The sequence below is a fragment of the Corynebacterium sp. HMSC036D02 genome, from assembly GCF_001836165.1.
In the GTDB taxonomy this organism is placed as follows: Bacteria; Actinomycetota; Actinomycetes; order Mycobacteriales; family Mycobacteriaceae; genus Corynebacterium.
On record NZ_KV827648.1, the window covers coordinates 195,905 to 215,075 of the forward strand.

18 protein-coding genes and 1 tRNA gene are annotated in these 19,171 nt (G+C 60.6%); 11 read left to right on the forward strand and 8 right to left on the reverse strand.

The window, feature by feature from the left end; translation table 11 throughout:
• Positions 1-19: 19 nt before the first annotated feature.
• The gene (locus HMPREF2743_RS01100; protein ID WP_070818038.1) at positions 20-274 is read left to right on the forward strand and encodes a MoaD/ThiS family protein; all 255 of its coding nucleotides are present in this window, start codon (positions 20-22) and stop codon (positions 272-274) included.
• On the opposite strand, the gene HMPREF2743_RS01105 is transcribed toward HMPREF2743_RS01100, so the two are convergent.
• Genes HMPREF2743_RS01105 through HMPREF2743_RS01120 form a run of 4 tightly spaced genes read right to left on the reverse strand, consistent with a single transcriptional unit; the run spans position 271 to position 4,817 of the window.
• Positions 271-642: a phage holin family protein gene (locus HMPREF2743_RS01105; RefSeq protein ID WP_070525095.1), complete on the reverse strand. Its 372-nt coding sequence runs from the start codon at positions 640-642 to the stop codon at positions 271-273. The two genes, HMPREF2743_RS01100 and HMPREF2743_RS01105, sit on opposite strands and share 4 nt — an antisense overlap.
• A 21-nt stretch (positions 643-663) precedes the next feature.
• Positions 664-1,722 (reverse strand): histidinol-phosphate transaminase, encoded by a 1,059-nt coding sequence (hisC, locus tag HMPREF2743_RS01110; protein ID WP_070818039.1) that lies wholly within the window; start codon positions 1,720-1,722, stop codon positions 664-666.
• A gap of 10 nt (positions 1,723-1,732) precedes the next feature.
• Positions 1,733-3,406 (reverse strand): alpha-keto acid decarboxylase family protein, encoded by a 1,674-nt coding sequence (locus tag HMPREF2743_RS01115; protein WP_070525099.1) that lies wholly within the window; start codon positions 3,404-3,406, stop codon positions 1,733-1,735.
• Positions 3,407-3,419: 13 nt separating this feature from the next.
• The gene (locus tag HMPREF2743_RS01120) at positions 3,420-4,817 is read right to left on the reverse strand and encodes an amino acid permease (RefSeq protein ID WP_083298948.1); all 1,398 of its coding nucleotides are present in this window, start codon (positions 4,815-4,817) and stop codon (positions 3,420-3,422) included.
• A gap of 113 nt (positions 4,818-4,930) precedes the next feature.
• Here HMPREF2743_RS01120 and HMPREF2743_RS01125 point away from each other — a divergent pair, with 113 nt between their 5' ends.
• The 4 genes from HMPREF2743_RS01125 to HMPREF2743_RS01140 all read left to right on the forward strand — a co-directional run bounded on the left by HMPREF2743_RS01125 (position 4,931) and on the right by HMPREF2743_RS01140 (position 7,385).
• The gene (locus tag HMPREF2743_RS01125) at positions 4,931-6,085 is read left to right on the forward strand and encodes a PucR family transcriptional regulator (RefSeq protein WP_070525101.1); all 1,155 of its coding nucleotides are present in this window, start codon (positions 4,931-4,933) and stop codon (positions 6,083-6,085) included.
• A gap of 45 nt (positions 6,086-6,130) precedes the next feature.
• Positions 6,131-6,219 (forward strand) — tRNA-Ser (locus HMPREF2743_RS01130).
• Between the two features lie 137 nt (positions 6,220-6,356).
• A complete protein-coding gene (locus HMPREF2743_RS01135; RefSeq protein WP_070818040.1) occupies positions 6,357-6,686 on the forward strand; it encodes a hypothetical protein in 330 nt (109 codons plus the stop codon).
• Between the two features lie 261 nt (positions 6,687-6,947).
• Complete coding sequence (locus HMPREF2743_RS01140) at positions 6,948-7,385, forward strand: NUDIX domain-containing protein (RefSeq protein ID WP_010188359.1); 438 nt, start codon at positions 6,948-6,950, stop codon at positions 7,383-7,385.
• Between the two features lie 579 nt (positions 7,386-7,964).
• On the opposite strand, the gene HMPREF2743_RS01145 is transcribed toward HMPREF2743_RS01140, so the two are convergent.
• The 4 genes from HMPREF2743_RS01145 to HMPREF2743_RS01160 all read right to left on the reverse strand — a co-directional run bounded on the left by HMPREF2743_RS01145 (position 7,965) and on the right by HMPREF2743_RS01160 (position 11,439).
• The gene (locus HMPREF2743_RS01145; RefSeq protein WP_010188361.1) at positions 7,965-8,327 is read right to left on the reverse strand and encodes a DoxX family protein; all 363 of its coding nucleotides are present in this window, start codon (positions 8,325-8,327) and stop codon (positions 7,965-7,967) included.
• Positions 8,324-8,899, reverse strand: a complete 576-nt coding sequence (locus tag HMPREF2743_RS01150; protein WP_010188362.1) for a TetR/AcrR family transcriptional regulator — start codon at positions 8,897-8,899, stop codon at positions 8,324-8,326. The genes HMPREF2743_RS01145 and HMPREF2743_RS01150 overlap by 4 nt, the downstream gene beginning before the upstream one ends.
• 942 nt (positions 8,900-9,841) lie before the next feature.
• Positions 9,842-10,234, reverse strand: coding sequence for an NUDIX hydrolase (locus HMPREF2743_RS01155; RefSeq protein WP_070524603.1), 393 nt, complete (start codon positions 10,232-10,234; stop codon positions 9,842-9,844).
• A gap of 20 nt (positions 10,235-10,254) precedes the next feature.
• Complete coding sequence (locus HMPREF2743_RS01160; RefSeq protein ID WP_011272788.1) at positions 10,255-11,439, reverse strand: Nramp family divalent metal transporter; 1,185 nt, start codon at positions 11,437-11,439, stop codon at positions 10,255-10,257.
• Positions 11,440-11,613: 174 nt separating this feature from the next.
• Between HMPREF2743_RS01160 and HMPREF2743_RS01165 the strand changes: the two genes are divergently transcribed.
• From HMPREF2743_RS01165 to HMPREF2743_RS01190, 6 genes are all read left to right on the forward strand, one after another.
• Positions 11,614-14,154 (forward strand): YhgE/Pip domain-containing protein, encoded by a 2,541-nt coding sequence (locus tag HMPREF2743_RS01165; protein ID WP_070818041.1) that lies wholly within the window; start codon positions 11,614-11,616, stop codon positions 14,152-14,154.
• Entirely contained in the window at positions 14,154-16,202 is a 2,049-nt protein-coding gene (locus tag HMPREF2743_RS01170) for a YhgE/Pip domain-containing protein (protein ID WP_070818042.1), read from the forward strand. The genes HMPREF2743_RS01165 and HMPREF2743_RS01170 overlap by 1 nt, the downstream gene beginning before the upstream one ends.
• A gap of 92 nt (positions 16,203-16,294) precedes the next feature.
• A complete protein-coding gene (locus tag HMPREF2743_RS01175) occupies positions 16,295-17,659 on the forward strand; it encodes a TrkH family potassium uptake protein (protein WP_070818043.1) in 1,365 nt (454 codons plus the stop codon).
• Position 17,660: 1 nt separating this feature from the next.
• On the forward strand, positions 17,661-18,344 hold the full coding sequence (locus HMPREF2743_RS01180; RefSeq protein ID WP_070818044.1) for a potassium channel family protein: 684 nt from the start codon (positions 17,661-17,663) through the stop codon (positions 18,342-18,344).
• 60 nt (positions 18,345-18,404) lie between these two features.
• Entirely contained in the window at positions 18,405-18,767 is a 363-nt protein-coding gene (locus tag HMPREF2743_RS01185) for a YidH family protein (protein ID WP_070525120.1), read from the forward strand.
• Positions 18,764-19,063: a DUF202 domain-containing protein gene (locus HMPREF2743_RS01190; protein ID WP_070525122.1), complete on the forward strand. Its 300-nt coding sequence runs from the start codon at positions 18,764-18,766 to the stop codon at positions 19,061-19,063. Before HMPREF2743_RS01185 ends, HMPREF2743_RS01190 begins: the two co-directional genes overlap by 4 nt.
• The last annotated feature ends 108 nt before the right edge of the window (positions 19,064-19,171 follow it).

Here is a 19,171-nt window from a genome sequence, read left to right on the forward strand (position 1 = left end):
GGCTGGCATAGTGGCAACCATGGTTGACATACACTACTTTGCCGCAGCCCGCGCCGCCGCGGGGCGCGCGCAAGACACGGCGCAGGCGGCGACCTTGGGGGAGCTGTTGGGCGTGTTGCGTGCTCGGCATACCGGCAGCACCGAGGCCGGCATGAGCTTTGCGGAGGTGTTGGAGCGCTGCACCTTCCTGGTGGATGGCGCGAGCGCTACCGAGGACGCCGTGCTTGGCCGCGCCTCCCGCGTCGACGTTCTCCCGCCCTTTGCTGGGGGTTAGTGTCGAGTTCGCAGCGGACTGGTGAAGAAGTTCACCACGCCGGAAACAATGGCGAGGACAACCGCGCCGATGATGGCGGCACCCCAGCCGTCGATGACGAGTGAGTCCATGAGCGCGCTGACGAGGAGCAGGACCGCGCCGTTGATGACGAGCGCGAAGAGGCCCAGTGTCAGGCAGGTCAGCGGTGCGCCGAGGAAGCGGAGCACCGGGGTGACGACCTCGTTGACGATGATGAAGACCGCCGCGATGAGCAAGAAATTCTGGGTGGTCGCAGGGACGATGTCGATTCCGGGGACAATCGCTACCACGGCCCAGAAGGCCACCGCGACGGCAATGACGTTGAGTGCAAAATTGATAAATGTCTTCACAACTGCACTCTAACGCGGAAACTAGCTCCGTGCAGCGAAGGCGGCGTCCCAGGCCTTGAGCAGCGTCTCGGTCTCCTCCGCCGTGGTGACGGTGACGCGTACGCCCTCGGGGAAGGCGCGGACCAGGACGTCATTCTCCGCGAGTTTTGCGGCGACGTCCTGCGGGGAGCCCAGCTTCGCAATGGAGTCGGCGGCGAACCAGATGTGGTTGGCCTGGGACTCCGGAACGCCAAAGTCCGCGAAGTGCTCCACCAGGCGGTCGCGCTGCTTAACGGTCTCATCGGTGCGCTCACGCAGCTCCTTCTGAGCGGCCAGCGAGGCCGCTGCACCAACCTGCGCCACCGAGTTCACGGAGAAGGGGATGGCCACCTTGCTCAGTGCCTCGATGATCTCGGCGTTGCCGAAGGCATAGCCCAAACGGATGCCGGCCAGGCCATAGGCCTTGGAGAAGGTGCGCAGGCCAATGACGTTGTCGTGGGTGTGGACATAGTCGGTGGCCAGCGGGACGGCATCGTTGCGGTTGTATTCGATGTAGGCCTCATCGAGCGCCACGATGACGTCCTTCGGGACCTTGGCCAAGAAGGCGTCGAACTCCTCCTTGGTGATGATGGAACCGGTGGGGTTATTCGGGTTGCACACGAAGATCAGGCGTGTCTTGTCCGTGATGGCAGCCGCCATGGCCTCCAAGTCCACGCGGTGATCCGCGGTGAGCGGGACCTTGACCGGGGTGGCGCCCACGACCTGCGCGAAGATGGGATAAGCCTCAAAGGAGCGCCAGGGGAAGACAATCTCATCACCGGGCACCGAGGTGATCTGCACCAGCTGCTGGCAAATCGCGGAGGAACCCGCGCCGGTGGTGACCTGCTCAGGGCTAACGCCAAGGTTTTCGGCGAGTGCCTTGCGGATTTCCACCGCACCCATGTCCGGGTAGCGGTTAACGTGCGCGACGGCAGTCTCCATGGCCTTGAGCGCGCCGGGCAGCGGCTCCTGGGTTGCCTCGTTGGAGGAGAGCTTCAAGGCGTGCTCGGCATTCTTGCCGGGGACGTAGGCGGGCAGGGAGGAAAGGTCTGGTCGAATCATGTTCTCCACCTTAGGCGTTGCGGGGGCCGCGGGGCCCGAAGTCGAATTCTGCAGTTTGCGGGCCGAAGGCCTGAAGTCCCTTCGGCGCATCGAAAGCGTCGAGGCGCACCTCGAGGAAGGCACCGCGCTCCGGGTGGGCGGCGATATCCTCCAGGGCCTTGGCCAATTCGCCCTCGGTCGAGGCCACGTAGGACTCCATCGTGGTGTCCTTCATGAACACCTTCGGCAGCGCCGTGTAATCCCACATTTGGATCTCGTTGTACTCGCGCTCCATGCCCAGGATGTAGCGCTCGATGGTGTAGCCATCGTTGTTGACCAGCACGATGATGGGCTTGAGGTCCTGGCGCACGATGGTGGAGAGTTCCTGGGCGGTGAGCTGGAAGGAGCCATCACCGATGAAGAGGACGTGGCGGCGCTCCGGGTTAGCCAGCTGCGATCCGAGGACGCACGGCAGGGTGAAGCCGATGGAACCCCAGATGGTGGAGTTGATGTACTGCACGCCCTCGGGCATGCGCTGCTGGCCCAGACCGATATTGGAGGTGCCAGCCTCGGCGATGACCACGTCATCTTCCTGGATGAAGCCGAGCATCTGCGGCCAGATGCGCTCCTGGGTCAGCGGGGCATCCGGGTTCGGCTCGAAGGGCTCGGGCTCGAAAGCCGCGCTTGTCGATGCCCCGGCTTCCGGGATGCGGTCGAGGAGGACGTCGAGAAGCTCCAGCGTATTGATGCCCACGAAGAACTCGCCGTCGGCGTTGAGGTGCTGGTCGCCGAAGTTATAGACGCGGGCATCGGCCAGGTTGTGGGTGAAGGAACCGGAGTTGACCTCGATGAAGCGCGGGTTCGTGGTGACCAGGAAATCAGATTTTTCAATGCGCTCCTGCACGCCCGGGGCAGAGGCCGCGCCGTTATAGGTGCCGATGAAGAGCGGATGGCGCTCAGACAAGATGGCCTTGCCGGAGGAGAGCTGGGAGTAGGGCAGCTGGGCCTTGTCGATGATGGCGCGGAATTTCTCAGTGAAACCGTGGCGGTTGGTGTCCTGGTCGATGAGGATGATCGGGTCCTTGGCCTTCGCTAGGTGTTCCAGCACGTAGTCCGCAGCGGCGTTCAGGCGTTCCGGATCGGAGGTTGCGAGCTCGGTGGAGAAAGGCTCGTCGGGGACCTCGATGGTCAGGTGAGTGATATCGGAAGGAATCTGGATGTGCACTGGGCGCTTCTCGCGCAGGCAGGTGTGCAGGGCGCGGTCGAATTCCTCGACCACGTTCATGGGGGACACACGCGTGGCCACCTCGGTGAAGGGTGCAAAGGAATCCAGCATGTTGGCAAAGTCGCCGTCGGCAAGCGAGTGGTGCAGGTTCCAGCGGAACTCCGTGGCATACTGCGGCGGCGCGCCCGCCAGCGACACCAGCGGGACGTGCTCGGCGCGGGCACCGGCGATGCCGTTGAGGGCGGAAAGCTCGCCCACGCCATAGGTGGTGAGCAGGCAGCCGACGCCTTTCTGGCGGGCATAGCCGTCGGCGGCATAGGCGGCGTTGAGCTCGTTGCAGGCGCCGACGAAGCGGATGCCCTCGGAAGCCTCAATCTGCTCGAGGAAGCTCAAGTTGAAGTCACCGGGAACGCCGATGATTTCGGTAATGCCGATGGCCTTGAGGCGGTCCAGGATGAAATCACCAATGGTGGTCTGCATGAGAGGGTCCTTTCTACTTGGTTCGTGCGTCGTGGCGCTTCTTGCCCAGCCAGATGAGGGCCAAGGTCACAATCCAACAGGGTAGGACAATGGCGCCGGTGCGGTAGTCGGGCAGCATGAACATCAAAGCGATGACAAGAGCGAAGAAGGCCAAGCACAGGTAGTTAGCGATGGGATAGAGGGGCGCGCGGAAAGCGGCGTCAGGGCAGCGCTTGCGGAAGTTCAGGTGTGCTAGCGCGATGGCGGACCAGGAGATGAGCTCTGCGCCAACGATGATGGCGAGGAGAACAATCAAGATCTTGCCCTCGAAGAGGAAATTAAGCAGCACCGCCGAGCCCATGAGCAGGGAGTTGAAGAGCAAGGCGCGAACCGGCACGCCCTTGGCGCTGACGGAGTTGAAGAAGGGCGGGGCTTGGCCGCCGCGGGAAAGATCCCGCAGCATGCGCGCGCCGGAGAAGGTCATGGTGTTGAACACGGAGACGGCGGCGACGAGCACGATGAGGTTGAGGCCCGTGGCCGCGGCACTAATACCCAGGGTGCTCAGCGCGCGCACGAAGGGCGAGGTAGAGGTATCAAGTTCATTCCACGGGGCGAGCAGAACGATGATGCCGATGCCGCCGACGTAGAAGATGAGGATGCGCCAGATGACGTTGTTGATGGCCTTGGGCAGGCTCTTGGCGGGATCCTGCGCCTCGCCCGCGGCGGTGCCGATGGAGATGATGCCGCCGAAGGAGAAAATCACCGCGACGAGGGAGAAGAGCACACCGGCGGCACCGTTGGGGAAGAAGCCGCCGTGCTCAGTGATATTGCTTAAGCCGAGGGCTGGCTCCGGGGTAAGGCCGAAGACGATGGCCGCGCCGACGACGATCATGAGGATGAGCGCGGCGACCTTGATGAGGGAGAGCCAGAACTCCGCCTCGGCGAAGGCGCCGACGTGCACCAGGTTGATGGCGGTGACGATGACGAGCGCGACGAGGGCGGTGAGCCAGTGCGGGATGCCGGGGAACCAGAAGTCCATGATGGTGCCCGCGGCGGTGAGCTCCACCATGCCGACGACGATGGTGGTAAACCACCAGTTCCAGCCGGTGACAAAACCGGCGATGGGGCCGATGTACTCGCGGGCATAAGCGCTGAAGGAGCCCGCGACGGGGTGCTCCACGGCCATCTCACCGAGCATGCGCATGATGAGGAAGATGATGAAGCCGCCGATGGCGTAAGCGGCGATAACGCCGGGGCCGGCCTCCTGGATGGAGGCGCCGGAGCCCAAGAAGAGGCCCGTGCCGATGCACGAGCCAAAAGCGATCATCTGCAGGTGGCGCGACTTCATGCCGCGCTGCAGGCCGTCGTCTGCACTGGTGTTGTCGCTGGCGACAACGTCCTGTGCCCTGACGGAATTGTTGGTTGTGGTCATGTAGACGCCCTTCATGAACGTATATGTGTGACGTGGGTCATTTAGCTGTAGGAGATTATTGCGCAGCACAGTTTTGTTTGTCACTAGACAAGAAGCGGAAGTACCTTTGACATATGTCAAAAGTACCGCCCCCGCAGCTGACGAGTATCCAAGATATCGTCGACGAATGCGCCCAGATCTTGCAGCGCTCCGTTGAGGTGACCACCCCCGCCATCGCGGTGATTGCGGCTAGTGCGCAAATCGGTGCCATCGATAAGAACAGGGCGGCCTCGATTCTTAATCGCACCCCGCCCCCGGAGCCCATCCCGTGGATGCTCAGCTTCGGCGTCCAGGAGGCTGTGCTGCCCGTGCGCCTGCCCTCCAACCCGCGCTATGACATGCTGCCCCGCGTGGTCATTCCCCTGCGTCACGAGGACAGGCTGGTGGGCTACCTGTGGATTATTGATGAGCCCGCGCTGGGCGACGCCCCCTTGGCCCACCTGGATTCATTGCTTGCGCCCCTTGCCAGGCTTATCGACGCACGCGATGCACCCCTCGCTGCCCGCGCCCAACAGCTCGGTGAGCTGGCCCGCGAGGTGCTCACCGGCGATCAGGCCGCGCTGGCTGGTGCGCGGGAGCGCGATCTCCTGCCCGCCGATGGTGAGCCGACCGTGCATCGCGTGCTGGTGGAAGGCGATCAGCGCGCGGTGGCCGTGGAACTTGCCCGCCCGTTGGTACGCCGGCCTTTCTTGGTCGCGGACTCTCACGATTCCCTCGTGCTTGTCGAATGCCGTCGCGACGACAAGGACACCGAGGCCCTCATGGAGGAGCTGCAGAGTGCCGCGCTTGTCGCCGGCGCTGAGGTAGTGGCGCGCGGCTCGGCGCCGACGGCCCCGCAGGCGCGACTCATGGCGGACGTGGCCAAGCTCTGCGGCCAGGATTCGCTGCGCTGGGAGGAGGCCGGCGCGTGGCGCCTGCTGCGCGGGTGGGAGCTGACCCCGGCAACCGTGGTGGAGATGAGCCCCGATGCCGCCGTGCTTCTCGACGACCCCCGCAATTCCTACTGGCATACCCTGCTGACCTACTTTGAGCATTCCCGCAACGTCTCTGCGACCGCCGCTGCGCTCTACATTCACCGCGCTACACTGCACTACCGCCTAGACCGCGTGCGTGAGATTCTCGGGCCCGGCGTGCTGGATGATGGCTGGCGCTGCGCGGCTCTCTACGTGGCCCTCAAGCTGCATGCGGCGCTTCAGGGAAAGAATAGGGAAGCCCCATTTTGTCCCTAGGGGAAGCGCTCAGGTAGAGTGATGGACGATTCATTGCGAATCGCTGGAGACGTGCCAGAGCGGCCGAATGGGGCTCCCTGCTAAGGAGTTGACTTACTTGCGTAGGTCCGGAGGTTCAAATCCTCTCGTCTCCGCAAACTACAGAACCCGAGTCATCGTTTCACCGGTGGCTCGGGATTTTACGTTTTCAGTTCCTTCGTATGCCGACAGCCCGTGAGCAGGGAACTTAGAATGAAGGCGCTGACCTTAATCTGTGCTGGCTGGGAGCGTCATGGAGTTACTAAAAGAGCCAATTTGGGATGTGGAAAGTAACGCGAACATCGATCCCGATGAGAGCTTTGTTCGAATTAGGCTGCATGAAGACAGCGTTGTAGCTGAATTTACTATTGCCGAGCTGTGTAGTTTCTTTGGAATTAACGGTTTCGATTGCTTGCAGCGACAATTCAAGGCTTGGTATGGCTTGAACGCTTTCGCGTGGGATTCAAAAGGTAAAGTTCACTGTGAACAGATCCCTTTCTCCGAATATTTTGCTCTTTCCAAAATTCATGAGTGCTATTCCCCGCAGCCACTTCCCGAAGCAACGAACGGCATAGTGAGATAGGGGATGAAAAAGAAGTAATTATCGGGCGAATGTGCTTGATGGCGAAATGGGGGCAGGGTGGTTCCGAAGAATTATTGGTCACCTAGTTCAGCACTTGCGTCCTGTGGCTGCGAGGCACTCTAAAACCGGAAGGGCCGCTTTAGCGCAAGCTTCTTCTGCAGGATACCCATTCGTGCTTTCGGTAATATTGGTAACGGGAATTTGCTCAGCTACAGATTTTTTGTCCCCAAAAGCATTCAATAACGTGATCTAAGGAGAAAAATGATCGACTCTCAAACTGGATGGTTTTTTGTTCACGCTAGTGTGAAGGTTATTCCAGTCCTCGGCGGTAAGGTGCTATTGGGGCTTAATCCTAGGGGGGATTGGGAGCTACTCGGAGGCTGGCCGGACAGGGGAGACTTATCGCTTCGCGAGACAGCTCAGCGCGAGTTGAAAGAAGAGGCAAATTTAGAGACTCTCCCCGATACCCTAGTAGATGCGTTTCTTCTAAGAGATCCGAAAGTGGAAAATCCGGTTGCGATTATCGCATATGGGGTCACCGTGTCATTGAATGAAGGGATTGATATTAGTGAAAGCATCGAGCATGAAAAGCTAGGTTTATTTGGAAAGGATGAGATTTCGGGTTTGCAAAATCTCTTGCCGGAATATAAGACCGTGATTTTGAAATATCTGGAGATGGGTGGAAATAACAAAAGCTAGTCAATATAAACAGAGGCTCGACAGAGATCCTTCCGAAGGTCTTAAGCGAAAGCTATCGGCTGATGAGGTGATGAAGTTGACGAACGAACTTGGAGACTGGCGTTCGTTTACTGCAGTCCCAGAGAAAATTAGAGAGTATTCTGAGGAACCAAGTTTTCGTGCTGCGTTGTCTGCCTTTTCAGATATGGATAGTGGAAATAAGCGTCAAACTTTACAGGGGATTTGCCAAGTTACCATTGAGCCTGATGGCAGAGTTTTAGGTGCCTGTTGCCACAACATCCAGGAGCTCAATTGTTTCATGCCGATTCAGAGCACTACTTAGCCACTGTTGAGCGGGTTCATGTTGTGGTGCTGCGGAGTGGAAGGCATGAACGAGAATGTTGACATCAGGAATGATCATCGAGCGCCGCCCACACGGCTTCCTTGTCGCTGAGATCAACTAGAGCTGGTCCGCCGCAATCGAAGGAGGGGAGGTCTATCCTGGTGCGCATACGTTTAGAGTAGAAAGCATCAAGTCATCAATCAAGGGGTGCAATGATGCATCTGCCTTCAGGAAGCCGTGAAAGGTTGACTGGTGTCTTAATTCAGTGCGAGCGTCAGGATCAGTACTCCGATGGAGAGTGCGAGCATGCCTAAGCAGTTGATCCAGAATGCGCTACCGAGGAAGTGGGCGCGGACATGGGCTGCTGCGGCTGCGCAGAAGTATGCGATGACGCCAACCATGGTTGCAATTCCTACGCCGGGGAACCAGAGGCCGGCAATGAGTCCTGCGGCGGCGAGATACTTGATGACAATGAGCGCCCACCACCAGTCCTTGGGGAGTTTGACGCCGCTGAGGCAGGCTTCGATAAAGGGGACTGGTTTGAGGGAGAGGGCGGCGTCGCCAAGCAGGATGGCAGCCAGTAGCAGGGAGGGCCAAGCGGGGGAGGATTCTAGGATCATTGGGTTACTCCGAATGCGGTGTTGAGGCGTTCGATGGATGAGGCGGCTTGGGAGGTGAGTTGTTCGGTGTCGTAGAGGCCCGCGGCCCACCCGATGAGAAAGCCGAGGTAGACGTTGTATAGCAGGTTGGAGTACTCGGCTGCATCGTCACTGTTGAGTCTGGAGCCAAGGCGCAGGGTGATTTCATCGGTCAGGAGTGTTTTGAGCGCGGTGAGTGCTTCGCCTTGATTTCCTTGTTGGATGAGTGCCGCGCCGAACGCACGGGAGAGTTCTTCGTGGCCGGTGAACATCTGGAGGAATGGCTTGAGGACATCGAGGAGGCTATCGGATTGCCCCCGAATCTCGTCGTGGAGCTCTGAAATGTGTTGGCCAATGGTGCGGATGAGCAGCGTTTGTTTGTCGCCGACTCCCATGACGGTTCCCACGCTGACGCCAGCCTCGGATGCGATGGTCCGGATGCTGGTGGTGGCGTAGCCCTGGGTGAGGAAGAGATCGTAGGCGGTGGCCAGGACCTTGCTGTCGGTGCCAGCTTTGGCGGCCGAACGCGATGGGTGAACGTGTTCAGTGAACATGTTCAAAAGGGTAGCTCTTGATGGCTTCGGGGTCAATGACGCCGAAGTGTTGACAGTTGGCGCTAGGCCAGCGCGGGGAAGACGCGGTCGCGCAACAGATGCGCAAGTTCGCGGTCGGGTGCAGCTGGGTTGACCCAGGCGGTGTCGCCGATTTCGGCGGCGGCGTGGGGCTCGTCGGTGGTGACGGTGCGTGTGCAGGTGAAGATGGTGCCGACAATGACAGAAGCAGCAGGTAGGCCGAAGCCTAAAGGAGGCTAAATGTCAGCAGGGCGAATTGCGGCAAGATACGCCCTCTTGCGGGCTCTCGCAAGGATTTTTGGGGAAGTGTATACGTTCGTCTACGGTTTCCATTTTTGCTTCCAAATTTGTCTACCACATGTAACTCTAGGGGGTGTCCGAGTTCTCGGCCATCTTCTCGCGAAAGGGATAAGGGCATGTATTGCCCCAAGAAATGTGCGCCTCTGGTAGTGCTGATTGCGGCAGTATCAGTTCTCGCTCCAGTTAAAGCACTTCCTCAGCGGGTTGGTTTTTGAAAACTATCGTTGCACTAAATGGCGAAGGTTTTAGGGTAGCGTGCTTGGAATTTCGCCATATGGACGTTGCTGAACTGTCTGGAGAGCAGTCAAAGAGAATCTACCGGTTAGGGAGAATAATTTATGTGGAAAAAAATCTTGGCCACTATTGGCGTTATTCTGATGACGCTTTCCGTTTATGTTCAATGGCCGTATGCTGTCACGATTGCTCTAGCAGTTTTGGTCATTGTCCTTGTGTTTCTTCCCAGCGGGAAGAAGTAAATGCCTGAGTAGGGGTGGGTATTTCAGCGGACCTGCCTCTGTCTTATGTTGATGAGCCGAGAAAATGGGCGCGGAGGTGCGCTGCTACAGATGCGTAGAAACAGGCGATGCGGCCTGTGGCTTCGAGATGCAATTTACGAAAACGTACCTACCCAGCCAGCGCGGGGAAGACGCGGTCACGCAACAGGTGCGCAAGCTCGCGGTCGGGTGCTGTTGGGTTGACCCAGGCGGTGTCCCCGATTTCGGCGGCGGCGTGGGGTTCGTCGGTGGTGACGGTGCGGGTGTAGGTGAAGATGGTGCCGACGACGACCTCGCCCGGTTCGTTGGCGGCGGGAGCGTCGAAGGTGCCGAGTTTGTTGAGGCTCTCGGCGTCGAGAGTGAGGCCTACTTCTTCGGCGACTTCGCGCAGGGCGGCGTCGACAAGCGCCTCGCCCGCCTCAGGCTTGCCGCCGGGCAGTTGGTACTTGGTGGAGGACTTCTTGCGCACGGTAAGCACGTGGCCTTGTGGGTTGCGGATGACGACGGCTGCTACTTCAATCATGGCTGCTGATTGTAGGCGGCCTAGAGCAGCGGCAGGAGCACGAGGGCGAGATTGAGTGCGATGACCAGCGCGGCAAGCGTCCAGCCCACGGCCATAGACCAGGGTTTCGCGGCGAACTCACCCATGACGTCCCGGGAGCCGGCATAGCGGAAAAGCGGGATGATGGCGAAGGGGATGCCCAGGGAAAGAAGTGCCTGGCTGACCACCAGTGCCATAGTGGGGTCGACCCCGCAGCCGATGATGACCAGCGCCGGGATGAGCGTGACCAGGCGGCGGACTAGTAGGGGGACCTTGATGTGAAGCAGGCCGTCCATGATTTCGGAGCCGGCGTAGGCGCCCACTGACGTCGAGGCGAGGCCGCTGGCCAGCAGGCCGATGGCGAAGAGAACGCCGGCCAGCGGGCCGAGGTGGCTGGCAATCGCCGTGTGGGCCCCGGAGATGGTCTCTGTGCCGTCCACGCCGTAGAGGGCCGAGCCCGCCAGGACCAGCAGGCCCACGTTGACGAGCCCGGCGATGGACAGCGCCACGGCGATGTCCGCGCGGGTGCCGGCCAGCACGTGGGGGATTTCCAGGTCGGGGTAGCGCTGCTTGGTCAGGGAGGAGTGTAGGTAAATGGCGTGCGGCATGACGGTGGCGCCCAACATGGAGGCGGCCAGCAGGATGCTGTCCTTGCCCTCTAGGCGGGGGATGAGGCCGCCGGCCACGTCGGCGGGGTCGGGCGGGGCGATGGCGAGGCCGGCAAGGAAGCCGATGCAGATGACCAGGAGCAGGCCGATGACAAGCCCCTCGAACCACTGGTTCTTCTTCTGGAAGATGAGGAGAATGATGGAGACCGCGCCGATGATGAGCGCGCCCGCGAACAGGGGGAGGTTGAAGAGGAGTTGCAGGGCAATGGCGCCGCCGATGACTTCGGCGAGGTCGGTGGCCGCGGCGATGAGCTCGGCCTGGGCCCACATGCCTAGGCGCGCGCGGCGGGAGAGACGCTCGCCCATGATTTCCGGCAGGGAGCGGTGGGTGACTAGGCCCAGTTTGGCGGAGTGGTACTGGATGAACATGGCCATGAGGTTGGCCACGACGAGTACCCACACCAGGAGGTAGCCGTAGTGGGAGCCGGCGCTGATGTTGGCGGCTACGTTGCCGGGGTCGACGTAAGCCACTGCAGCAACGAAGGCGGGGCCGGTGAGGCTGATTAAGGTCTTACGCATAGGCATCTCCATACCAAAAGTTCAACTACTTGAAGTCTAGTTTTCATCGCCATATGTTCAAACCAGGGGTTTGATCCGGCAAACCATGTTAAAGTTTATTTGTTAATTATTTAAATTACTTTATGTATTTCGGCAGGTTAGAGACTCGAAGCTTCAACGGGTACACTGCCTTCAGTGCGCCAAAGTTGGAAGATTTTTATTAGAGATGTAGCCAGGCTTGGCCGCGTCCCCAGGGCGTGGATCATCCTCATCGGGCTTATCATCACCCCCGCGTTGTATTCATGGGTGAACATCGCGGCTTTTCGTGACCCCTACGGCCATACCAACAACATCAAGGTGGCCGTGGTCAACGAGGATAAGGGTGCTAACAACGAGCTGACGGGGAAGATAGATGTCGGCAGCGAGGTCATTGAGAAACTCAAAAAGAATGACCAGCTAGGCTGGCAATTCCTCGAGCGCGACGAAGCCGAGAAAGCCCTTTTAGAGGGAGACGTGTATGCCTCGGTGACGATTCCTGAGGACTTTAGCGAGAACCTCGTGAGCATGCTCGACGGGAAGTTCACGCAGCCCCAGTTGGTCTACCGCGTCAATGAGAAGAACAATGCCATCGCCGTGAAGATCACGGATGCCGGTGCCAAAGGTCTGGACAAGCAGATCACGGCGGCCTTCAAGGAGCAGGTGGCCACCGTCGCGGCGGAGAACATCAAGGACACCGGTACCGACTTCGAGCGAAAAGTCACGCGCGCGATGAACAACACTAGTTCGGCCTTCGGGGAGACCGCGCAGGAGATTGACGGCAACCGTGAGAACCTCGCGCGCATCCAGGGAAAGCTTGACGCCGCCGCTGATTCCACGTTGGGCGCCAAGTCCACGGTGGCTGATGTGAGTGCTGCGCTGGGCGACGCCCAAACCGCCCTCGCCGAGGTCTCCTCCCTAGTCGAGCAGGCCCAAGGGGGCATCGGTGACTTCACCGACCAGACCACCGGTGCCTTCGTCAGTGGTGCAAGTGCGGTGGCGGACGGTACCGCCAAGGCGCAGGAATCCATCGCGGATGTCACTGCGGGCCTGAACCAGGCCGGTGACCGTTTCGATTACGCCACGCAGCGGGCGAACACTGCTATTGATGCGAGCGCGGAGTCGATTGCGCAGCTCAAGGCGTTGCGCGATTCCGCAACGCTCTCGCCGCAGGTGGCCAAGGAGATCGATGACGCCATCCAGCGCCTCGATGAGGGCAATGAATCCAACCGCCAGCTGGTGGGGAACCTGAATGCGCTGAGCAAGGATACCCAGGCCGCAGCGGACAACGTGCAGGCAAGTGCGGAGGCCATCAACCAGGCGGCGGCAGATACCAAGGCCACCTCGCAAACGCTGCGCGATACCGTGACCACCGCTGTGCCCGAAATCAACCGTGCCATGAGCAATCTGAGCTCCATGGCGAGTGCTTTGAGCTCCACCCTGGAAGCTCAGAAGGGAACCATGCAGGAGGCCAATGGTCTCCTGGACGGCGTGGCCCAGCAGCTGCGCGCCACGAAGGACACCTTGTCCGATTTCGATACCAACCTCCTGGCCCTGCAGGACAGCCTGCGCGCTATGCAGGGCGATGTGGGTTCGCTGCGTGCCGCGATGAACTCCAAAGTCGTTCAAAATGTCACCGGGCTGGACGCGGAAGAAATCGGTAAATTCTTTGCGGAGCCCATCGAGCTGAAGACCGAAACCGTGTACCCGGTGGACAGCTACGGCTCCGCCATGGCGGCGCTGTTTACTAACCTCTCTCTGTGGATTGGTGCCTTCGTCCTCATGGTGATCTTCCGGGTTGAGGTCGATAAGGAGGGCTTCGACCGCATCACGGTGGGCCAGGCCTACTTGGGCCGCTTCCTCCTCATGGCCCTGATGGTCATCATCCAGGCCGTCACGGTGACCGTGGGTGATCTGCTCATCGGCGTGCAGACCGTGAACGCGCCTGCCTTCATTCTGACGGGCGTGCTCGTGGGGCTGGCCTACTTGAGCATTATCTATGGGTTGTCGACGTCGCTGGGGCACCTCGGCCGCGGCCTCTGCGTGGTCTTTGTCATTATCCAGATTCCGGGTGCTTCGGGCCTGTACCCGATTGAGCTGTTGCCCAACTTCTTCCACACCATCTACCCACTACTGCCATTCACGTACGGCATCGATGCCATGCGTGAAACCATCGGTGGGTTCTACGGCAACCACTATTTCAAGAACATGGGCGTGCTCGCCTTCATGTTCATTCTGTTCTTCGTCTTCGGCCTGTTGCTGCGTAAGGCTTTGGCGCACTTCAACGTCATCTTTAACCGCGAGCTGCGGGATACCGAGCTCTTTGACTATGAAAATGTGCAGGTTGTCGGCTCCGGCTACCGCATCGCGGACGTCATCCAGGCGTTGGATAGCCGCAGTGGTCTGAAGAAAGATTTGGACCGCCGCGCGCATGACTGGGGCTACTGGCTCAAGCTGGTGGCCATCGCCGGTGTTATCGGAGTGGTGATCCTCATCGTCGTCTCGGGTCTCTTGCCCGACCAGAAGCCGCTGCTTCTGGCTATTTGGACGGCATGGTGCTTCCTCATCATTATCGCCGCGGTCACCCTGGACTACCTACGCATCAGTCTGAAGCAGTCCGCAGAGCTGGTGACGTTGGATGAGGATGACATCAAACATCCGGCTCGCATCGGGGCCGACTCCACGGAGGGGGATAACTAATGCGTGGAACACTCGATCTTTTCGTCAACGACATGCGCACCGCATGCCGCAACGTGATGAGCACGGTGATGCTCGTGGGCCTCGTCGTTATCCCGATGCTGTTCACCTGGTTTAACGTTCTGGCCAGCTGGGATCCCTTCGATAACACCAGCCAGCTCAAGGTGGCGGTGGCTAGCAAGGACACCGGCTATAAAAGCGATCTGTTGCCGGTGCCCATCAACGTCGGCGACCAGGTGCTCAATGAGCTACGTGCAAACGAGCAGCTGGATTGGGTTGTGACGACTTCCGATGAGGCGATTGAAGGTACCAAGTCCGGTGAGTATTACGCAGCCATCGTGCTGCCGGAAGACTTCAGTACCGACATGATGAACTTCTACACGGATGGTTCCCAGCCCGCGGATTTATCCTTCTATATGAATGAGAAGAAGAACGCGCTGGCGCCGAAGATCACCGGTCAAGGCGCAGAGGGCGTGTCGGCTCAAGTGGCTGAAGCTTTCACCACGACGGTCGGTGACGTCTCCTTCGATCTGGTCACCTCACTCTCCGATTTCTTGAGCCAGGGTGATACCAAGGCTGTGTTGGACCGGATGCAGGCGCGCGCGGATGGCGTGCAGACCCAGCTCGATATGGCCGCCCGTACCGCGCGCTCCCTGGCTGGACTCGTGGATACCGCGGTTCCGCTCATGGAAAGCGCCCAGCGCATTGCGGACTCGGCGGACCTAGAGCTGCCGGAGGTTCAGTCCTCCTCGCTCAGCATTTCCACGGACGCCCTGCAGCAATCCCTCGATGCCACCAGCGCTAGTTATGACGTGGTGCGCCAACGCATTGATGCGCTTTACGCCGACGCCTCCGCCTCCCGCGCCGACCGCGTCGCCACGCTCAACACCTTGGCCGGCCAGGTAGAAGGCACCATCGCTCAGTATCAGAACCTGCACGGACACATCGAGGCCCTGCCGCTTCCTGCCGGGGATAAGGAGAAGGCGCTCAGCCGTATCGAGGAGGCCATCGACGCTCAGCGCACTCTCCACGCGCGCCTCACGGCGGCCGCGAACGCTCCCGAACCCACGAAGCCGGATCTCTCCAGCCTCGATGATGCCAAGAAGGCAGTGGAGGGAATCTCCACCTCCGGTCTGCGTGAATCCCTGCGCGCGCTGCAGGATTCCCTGGGCCAGGTGAGCGCGGATCTGGATACCGCGAAGACTCCCGTCACCATTGATTCCTCTTCCCTGACGGATGCTCGGGATGCGGTACAGAAGCTCGCCTCTGGCCTGCAGGATAAGGCCAACAAGTTCGGCGACCTGCGGAAGGATATCGACTCCGCTGCGGCATCTGGTGACCTGAAGAAGTTGGCGGACCTCATTGGTTCCGATCCGGATGCCTTGGCGCGTGCGATTGCGGCGCCGGTGGACGTCGACAGGCAAGCGGTCTACCCGGTTAAGAGCTTCGGCGCCGGCATGACGCCGATGTACACGGCGCTGGCGCTGTGGGTGGGTGCGCTGCTGACTGCGGTGAGCGTGCGCACGGATGTGGTGGATAAGGATACATATTCGCCGATGCAGCGCTTCTTCGGCCGCTTCGGAATGTTTGCCGCGGTTGGCCTCGTGCAGTCGACGATGCTGATTCTGGGCCTCATCTTCTTCGTGGGCATTGAGCCCGCGCACCCGATTCTCATGCTGTTGGCGGGCTGGGTTAGCTCGCTCATCTTTATGCTGATTTGCTACACGTTCGTGGTCTCCTTCGCCAACGCGGGCAAAGCCTTGGCGGTGCTCATGCTGGTGGTCCAAGTATCGTCGTCGGGCGGTGCCTACCCCTTGCAGGTGCTCCCGGACTGGTTCCAGAACATTAGCCCCTGGTTGCCAGCGACCTACACCATCCGTGCACTCCGCGCGGCCATCGCCGGAACCTACCACGGTGATTTCTGGCTCTCCCTGTTCGCTCTCTTGCTCTTTGCCGTACCGATGCTCATTCTGGGCGTGGTCTTCCACAAACCGCTGGAGAAATTCACCAACGGCTGGGTGGAGACCTTGGAGAAGACCAAGCTGATGTAGCGCTCCGCCGATGCTATTTACATAAAACTGTGGAGATATTCACAGGTTTGTGGGGTCCCGTGAAACGGCGCCCAGCGGTAGGCTGAACCGCTGTGAAACGCGGTCACTTCCTGGGCCCAGCTCGGCTCACCGCCGTGGGCTTTATCCTGCTCATCCTCGTGGGAACGCTGCTGCTGATGCTGCCGATTTCCGCCAATGTGCCGCAGTGGACTCCGTTCCTGCCGGCACTCTTTACGGCAACCTCGGCGGTCTCCTTGACGGGTCTCGTCGTGGAGGACACCGGTACCTATTGGACGTCCTTCGGCCAAGCGGTCATCATCGCGCTCATCCAGCTGGGCGGCCTCGGCATTATGAGCCTGGCATCGCTATCAGGCATGCTTCTGACCGGTCGCATCAGTTTCAAAGCCCGCCGGACCATGGCGGCGGAAGGTCGTGCTGTGGCTTCCGGCGGCATTCGGCATGCCCTGCTGCTCACCCTGATGATGACTCTGATCTGCGAGGCCACAGTTGCCGTGTTCATCGGTGTGCGCCTAGCCACCGAACACGGCGTGGCACCAGGGCGCGCGGTGTGGGAAGGTATCTTCCACGCTATTTCAGCCTTCAACAACGCCGGGTTCAGTACCTATTCAGACAGCGTCATTTCCTTCGCCGCCGATGGCTGGATTTTGATTCCTCTCGCCTTCGCCCTGATTGTCGGTGGTCTGGGCTATCCCTTGCTGGCGGAGTTCGTGCGACGGGCCCGCGCACGGCTAACGCGCTGGCGCGGCGGCACGCCCCGCATTCACCGCATGTCCATGACCGCCCGGATGACGTTGGGCGCCACCGCGTTCTTGCTGCTGGGTGGCACCGTGGTCTTCTTCCTCTCCGAGGGCTCCGGTGTGCTGCATGGGATGCCGCTGGGCCAGAAGCTGATCAACGCCTTCTTCATGAGCGCTTCGCCCCGAACGGCAGGTTTTAACGCCATCGATTACGGTGAGGCGCACCCGTTGACGCTGATGGTGACGGACATCTTGATGTTTATCGGCGGTGGCTCCGCCGGTACTGCGGGCGGCATCAAGGTCACCACCACATGCGTTCTGGGCGCCGCGATGATCTCGGAATTCTTGGGCCGGGAGGACACCTCCATCGGGCACCGGCGTCTGCCGCTGTCCACCTTCCGCCAAGCCCTCGCGCTCACGGCCGCCGGAATGGTGGTCGTGGCCCTCGGCGTGGCGACGCTGCGCATCTGGGACCCCGAGTTCACCGCGGACCAGGTCACCTTTGAGGTGATGTCCGCCTTCGCCACCGTGGGTTTGTCCACGGGCATTACCGCAAGTTTGTCAGCACCATCGCAGCTCATGCTGTGTCTCATCATGTACGTTGGCCGCGTAGGACCCACCACCTTCGTGGCGGCACTGGCCGCCCGGACCATTACCCTGCGCTACCGCTACCCAGAAGAAAGGCCGTTCATTGGCTAACATGTTCAGCGCCCTGCGGCGCGAAAAGTCTTCTATTAATATCCCACCGGTCGTCGTCATTGGCATGGGCCGGTTTGGTTCTTCCCTGGCCCGCGAGCTGATGGAGCACGGCGTGGAGGTCCTCGGTATCGATGCTGAGGAGAAACACGTGCGCGAGCACGCCGCGTACCTTACCGAGGCGGTGACCGCCGATACTACCGACGCCGAGGCCCTTCGCCAGCTCGGCGTCGATGAGGTAGAGCGAGTGGTAGTGGCCATCGGTTCGGATCTGGAGGATTCCATCCTTACGGCCTCCAACCTCGTGGAGCTCGGGGTGAGCGATATCTGGGCCAAGGCTGATTCAGATGCTCATGCCCGTATCCTGCGCCAACTCGGAGTGCACCACGTGATTCGCCCAGAGCGCGATACGGGTCGCCGCGTGGCGCACCTGTTGGGCGGACGCTTCGAGGACTTTGCGGAGATCGCCACCGACTATGGTGTGACGGCGATGACCCCGCCGGCGTCGATTAGCAAGCGCCCGCTCAACCTCCACCAGGTGTGGAAGGAGCACAACGTTCAGCTCATTTCTCGCTGTGAGGGCCCGGGCCAATGGCGCCCGCTTGTCGACGGCACCGAGCTCACCCACCGCGACCTCATCGTCGTCGCTGGTAGCCCTGCGGATCTGGAGGCCTTCTCGCAGTCCTAGTCGGCGCGCTCTGGGCGCCTCACACTGTGGAGCGAGGAGCGGGGCGCTACAGTAGCGCCTATGACGAAGGCACGTTTCCCGGGCTCGGTGTATGGAACAGGGGAGGAACCCGACCCGCGCTTCAGCATGGCTAATGAGCGCACCTTTTTGGCGTGGATCCGCACGTCATTGGCCTTTATCGCGGGTGGCGTGGCTCTGGAGACCTTCGAGTTGCCGCTGAACACCACGCTGACTCGCGTCGTCTCCGTCATCATGCTGATCGTGGCCATCATCCTGCCGGCGGTGGCGTGGTTTCACTGGGGTGCCTCTGAGCGCGCGATGCGCCATGGGCGTCCGCTCCCGGCTAGCCCGGCGTTGGCGCTGATTGTCGGCGTGGTGATCCTTATTGGCCTGATGATTCTGGTGGGCGAGCTGCTAGCGTGAGCGAACTTTTTGATCCCGGCCTCCAACCCGAGCGCACCCGCTTAGCCTGGCAGCGCACGGGGCTTGCAGGCCTCATCGCGGGGCTGCTCGTCGTGCGCTCCATTGCGCCATGGGCCGCGCTGATTGTTGGGGTAGTGGTGGCGGTGGTGCTGTGGTTGGCCACCACCAAGCTCCGCGACGCTGACGAGATCCTGGCCCGGGCTGCGTCGCCCGCCCTGCCCGGTGCCCCGGCGCTTGCCGCCGTTGCGCTGGGGACGATGCTTCTTGGGGTGGTTGCTTTCTTCGCGCTGTGGTAGCACCAAAACCCAAACCCCCAGACCTCGATCCCGAAACTCCCTGGTGGACGGTAGGGCGTCGGCAAGCGCTTGGCGACGCCCACCTGCAGGTTGCGGGATCGAGGTCTG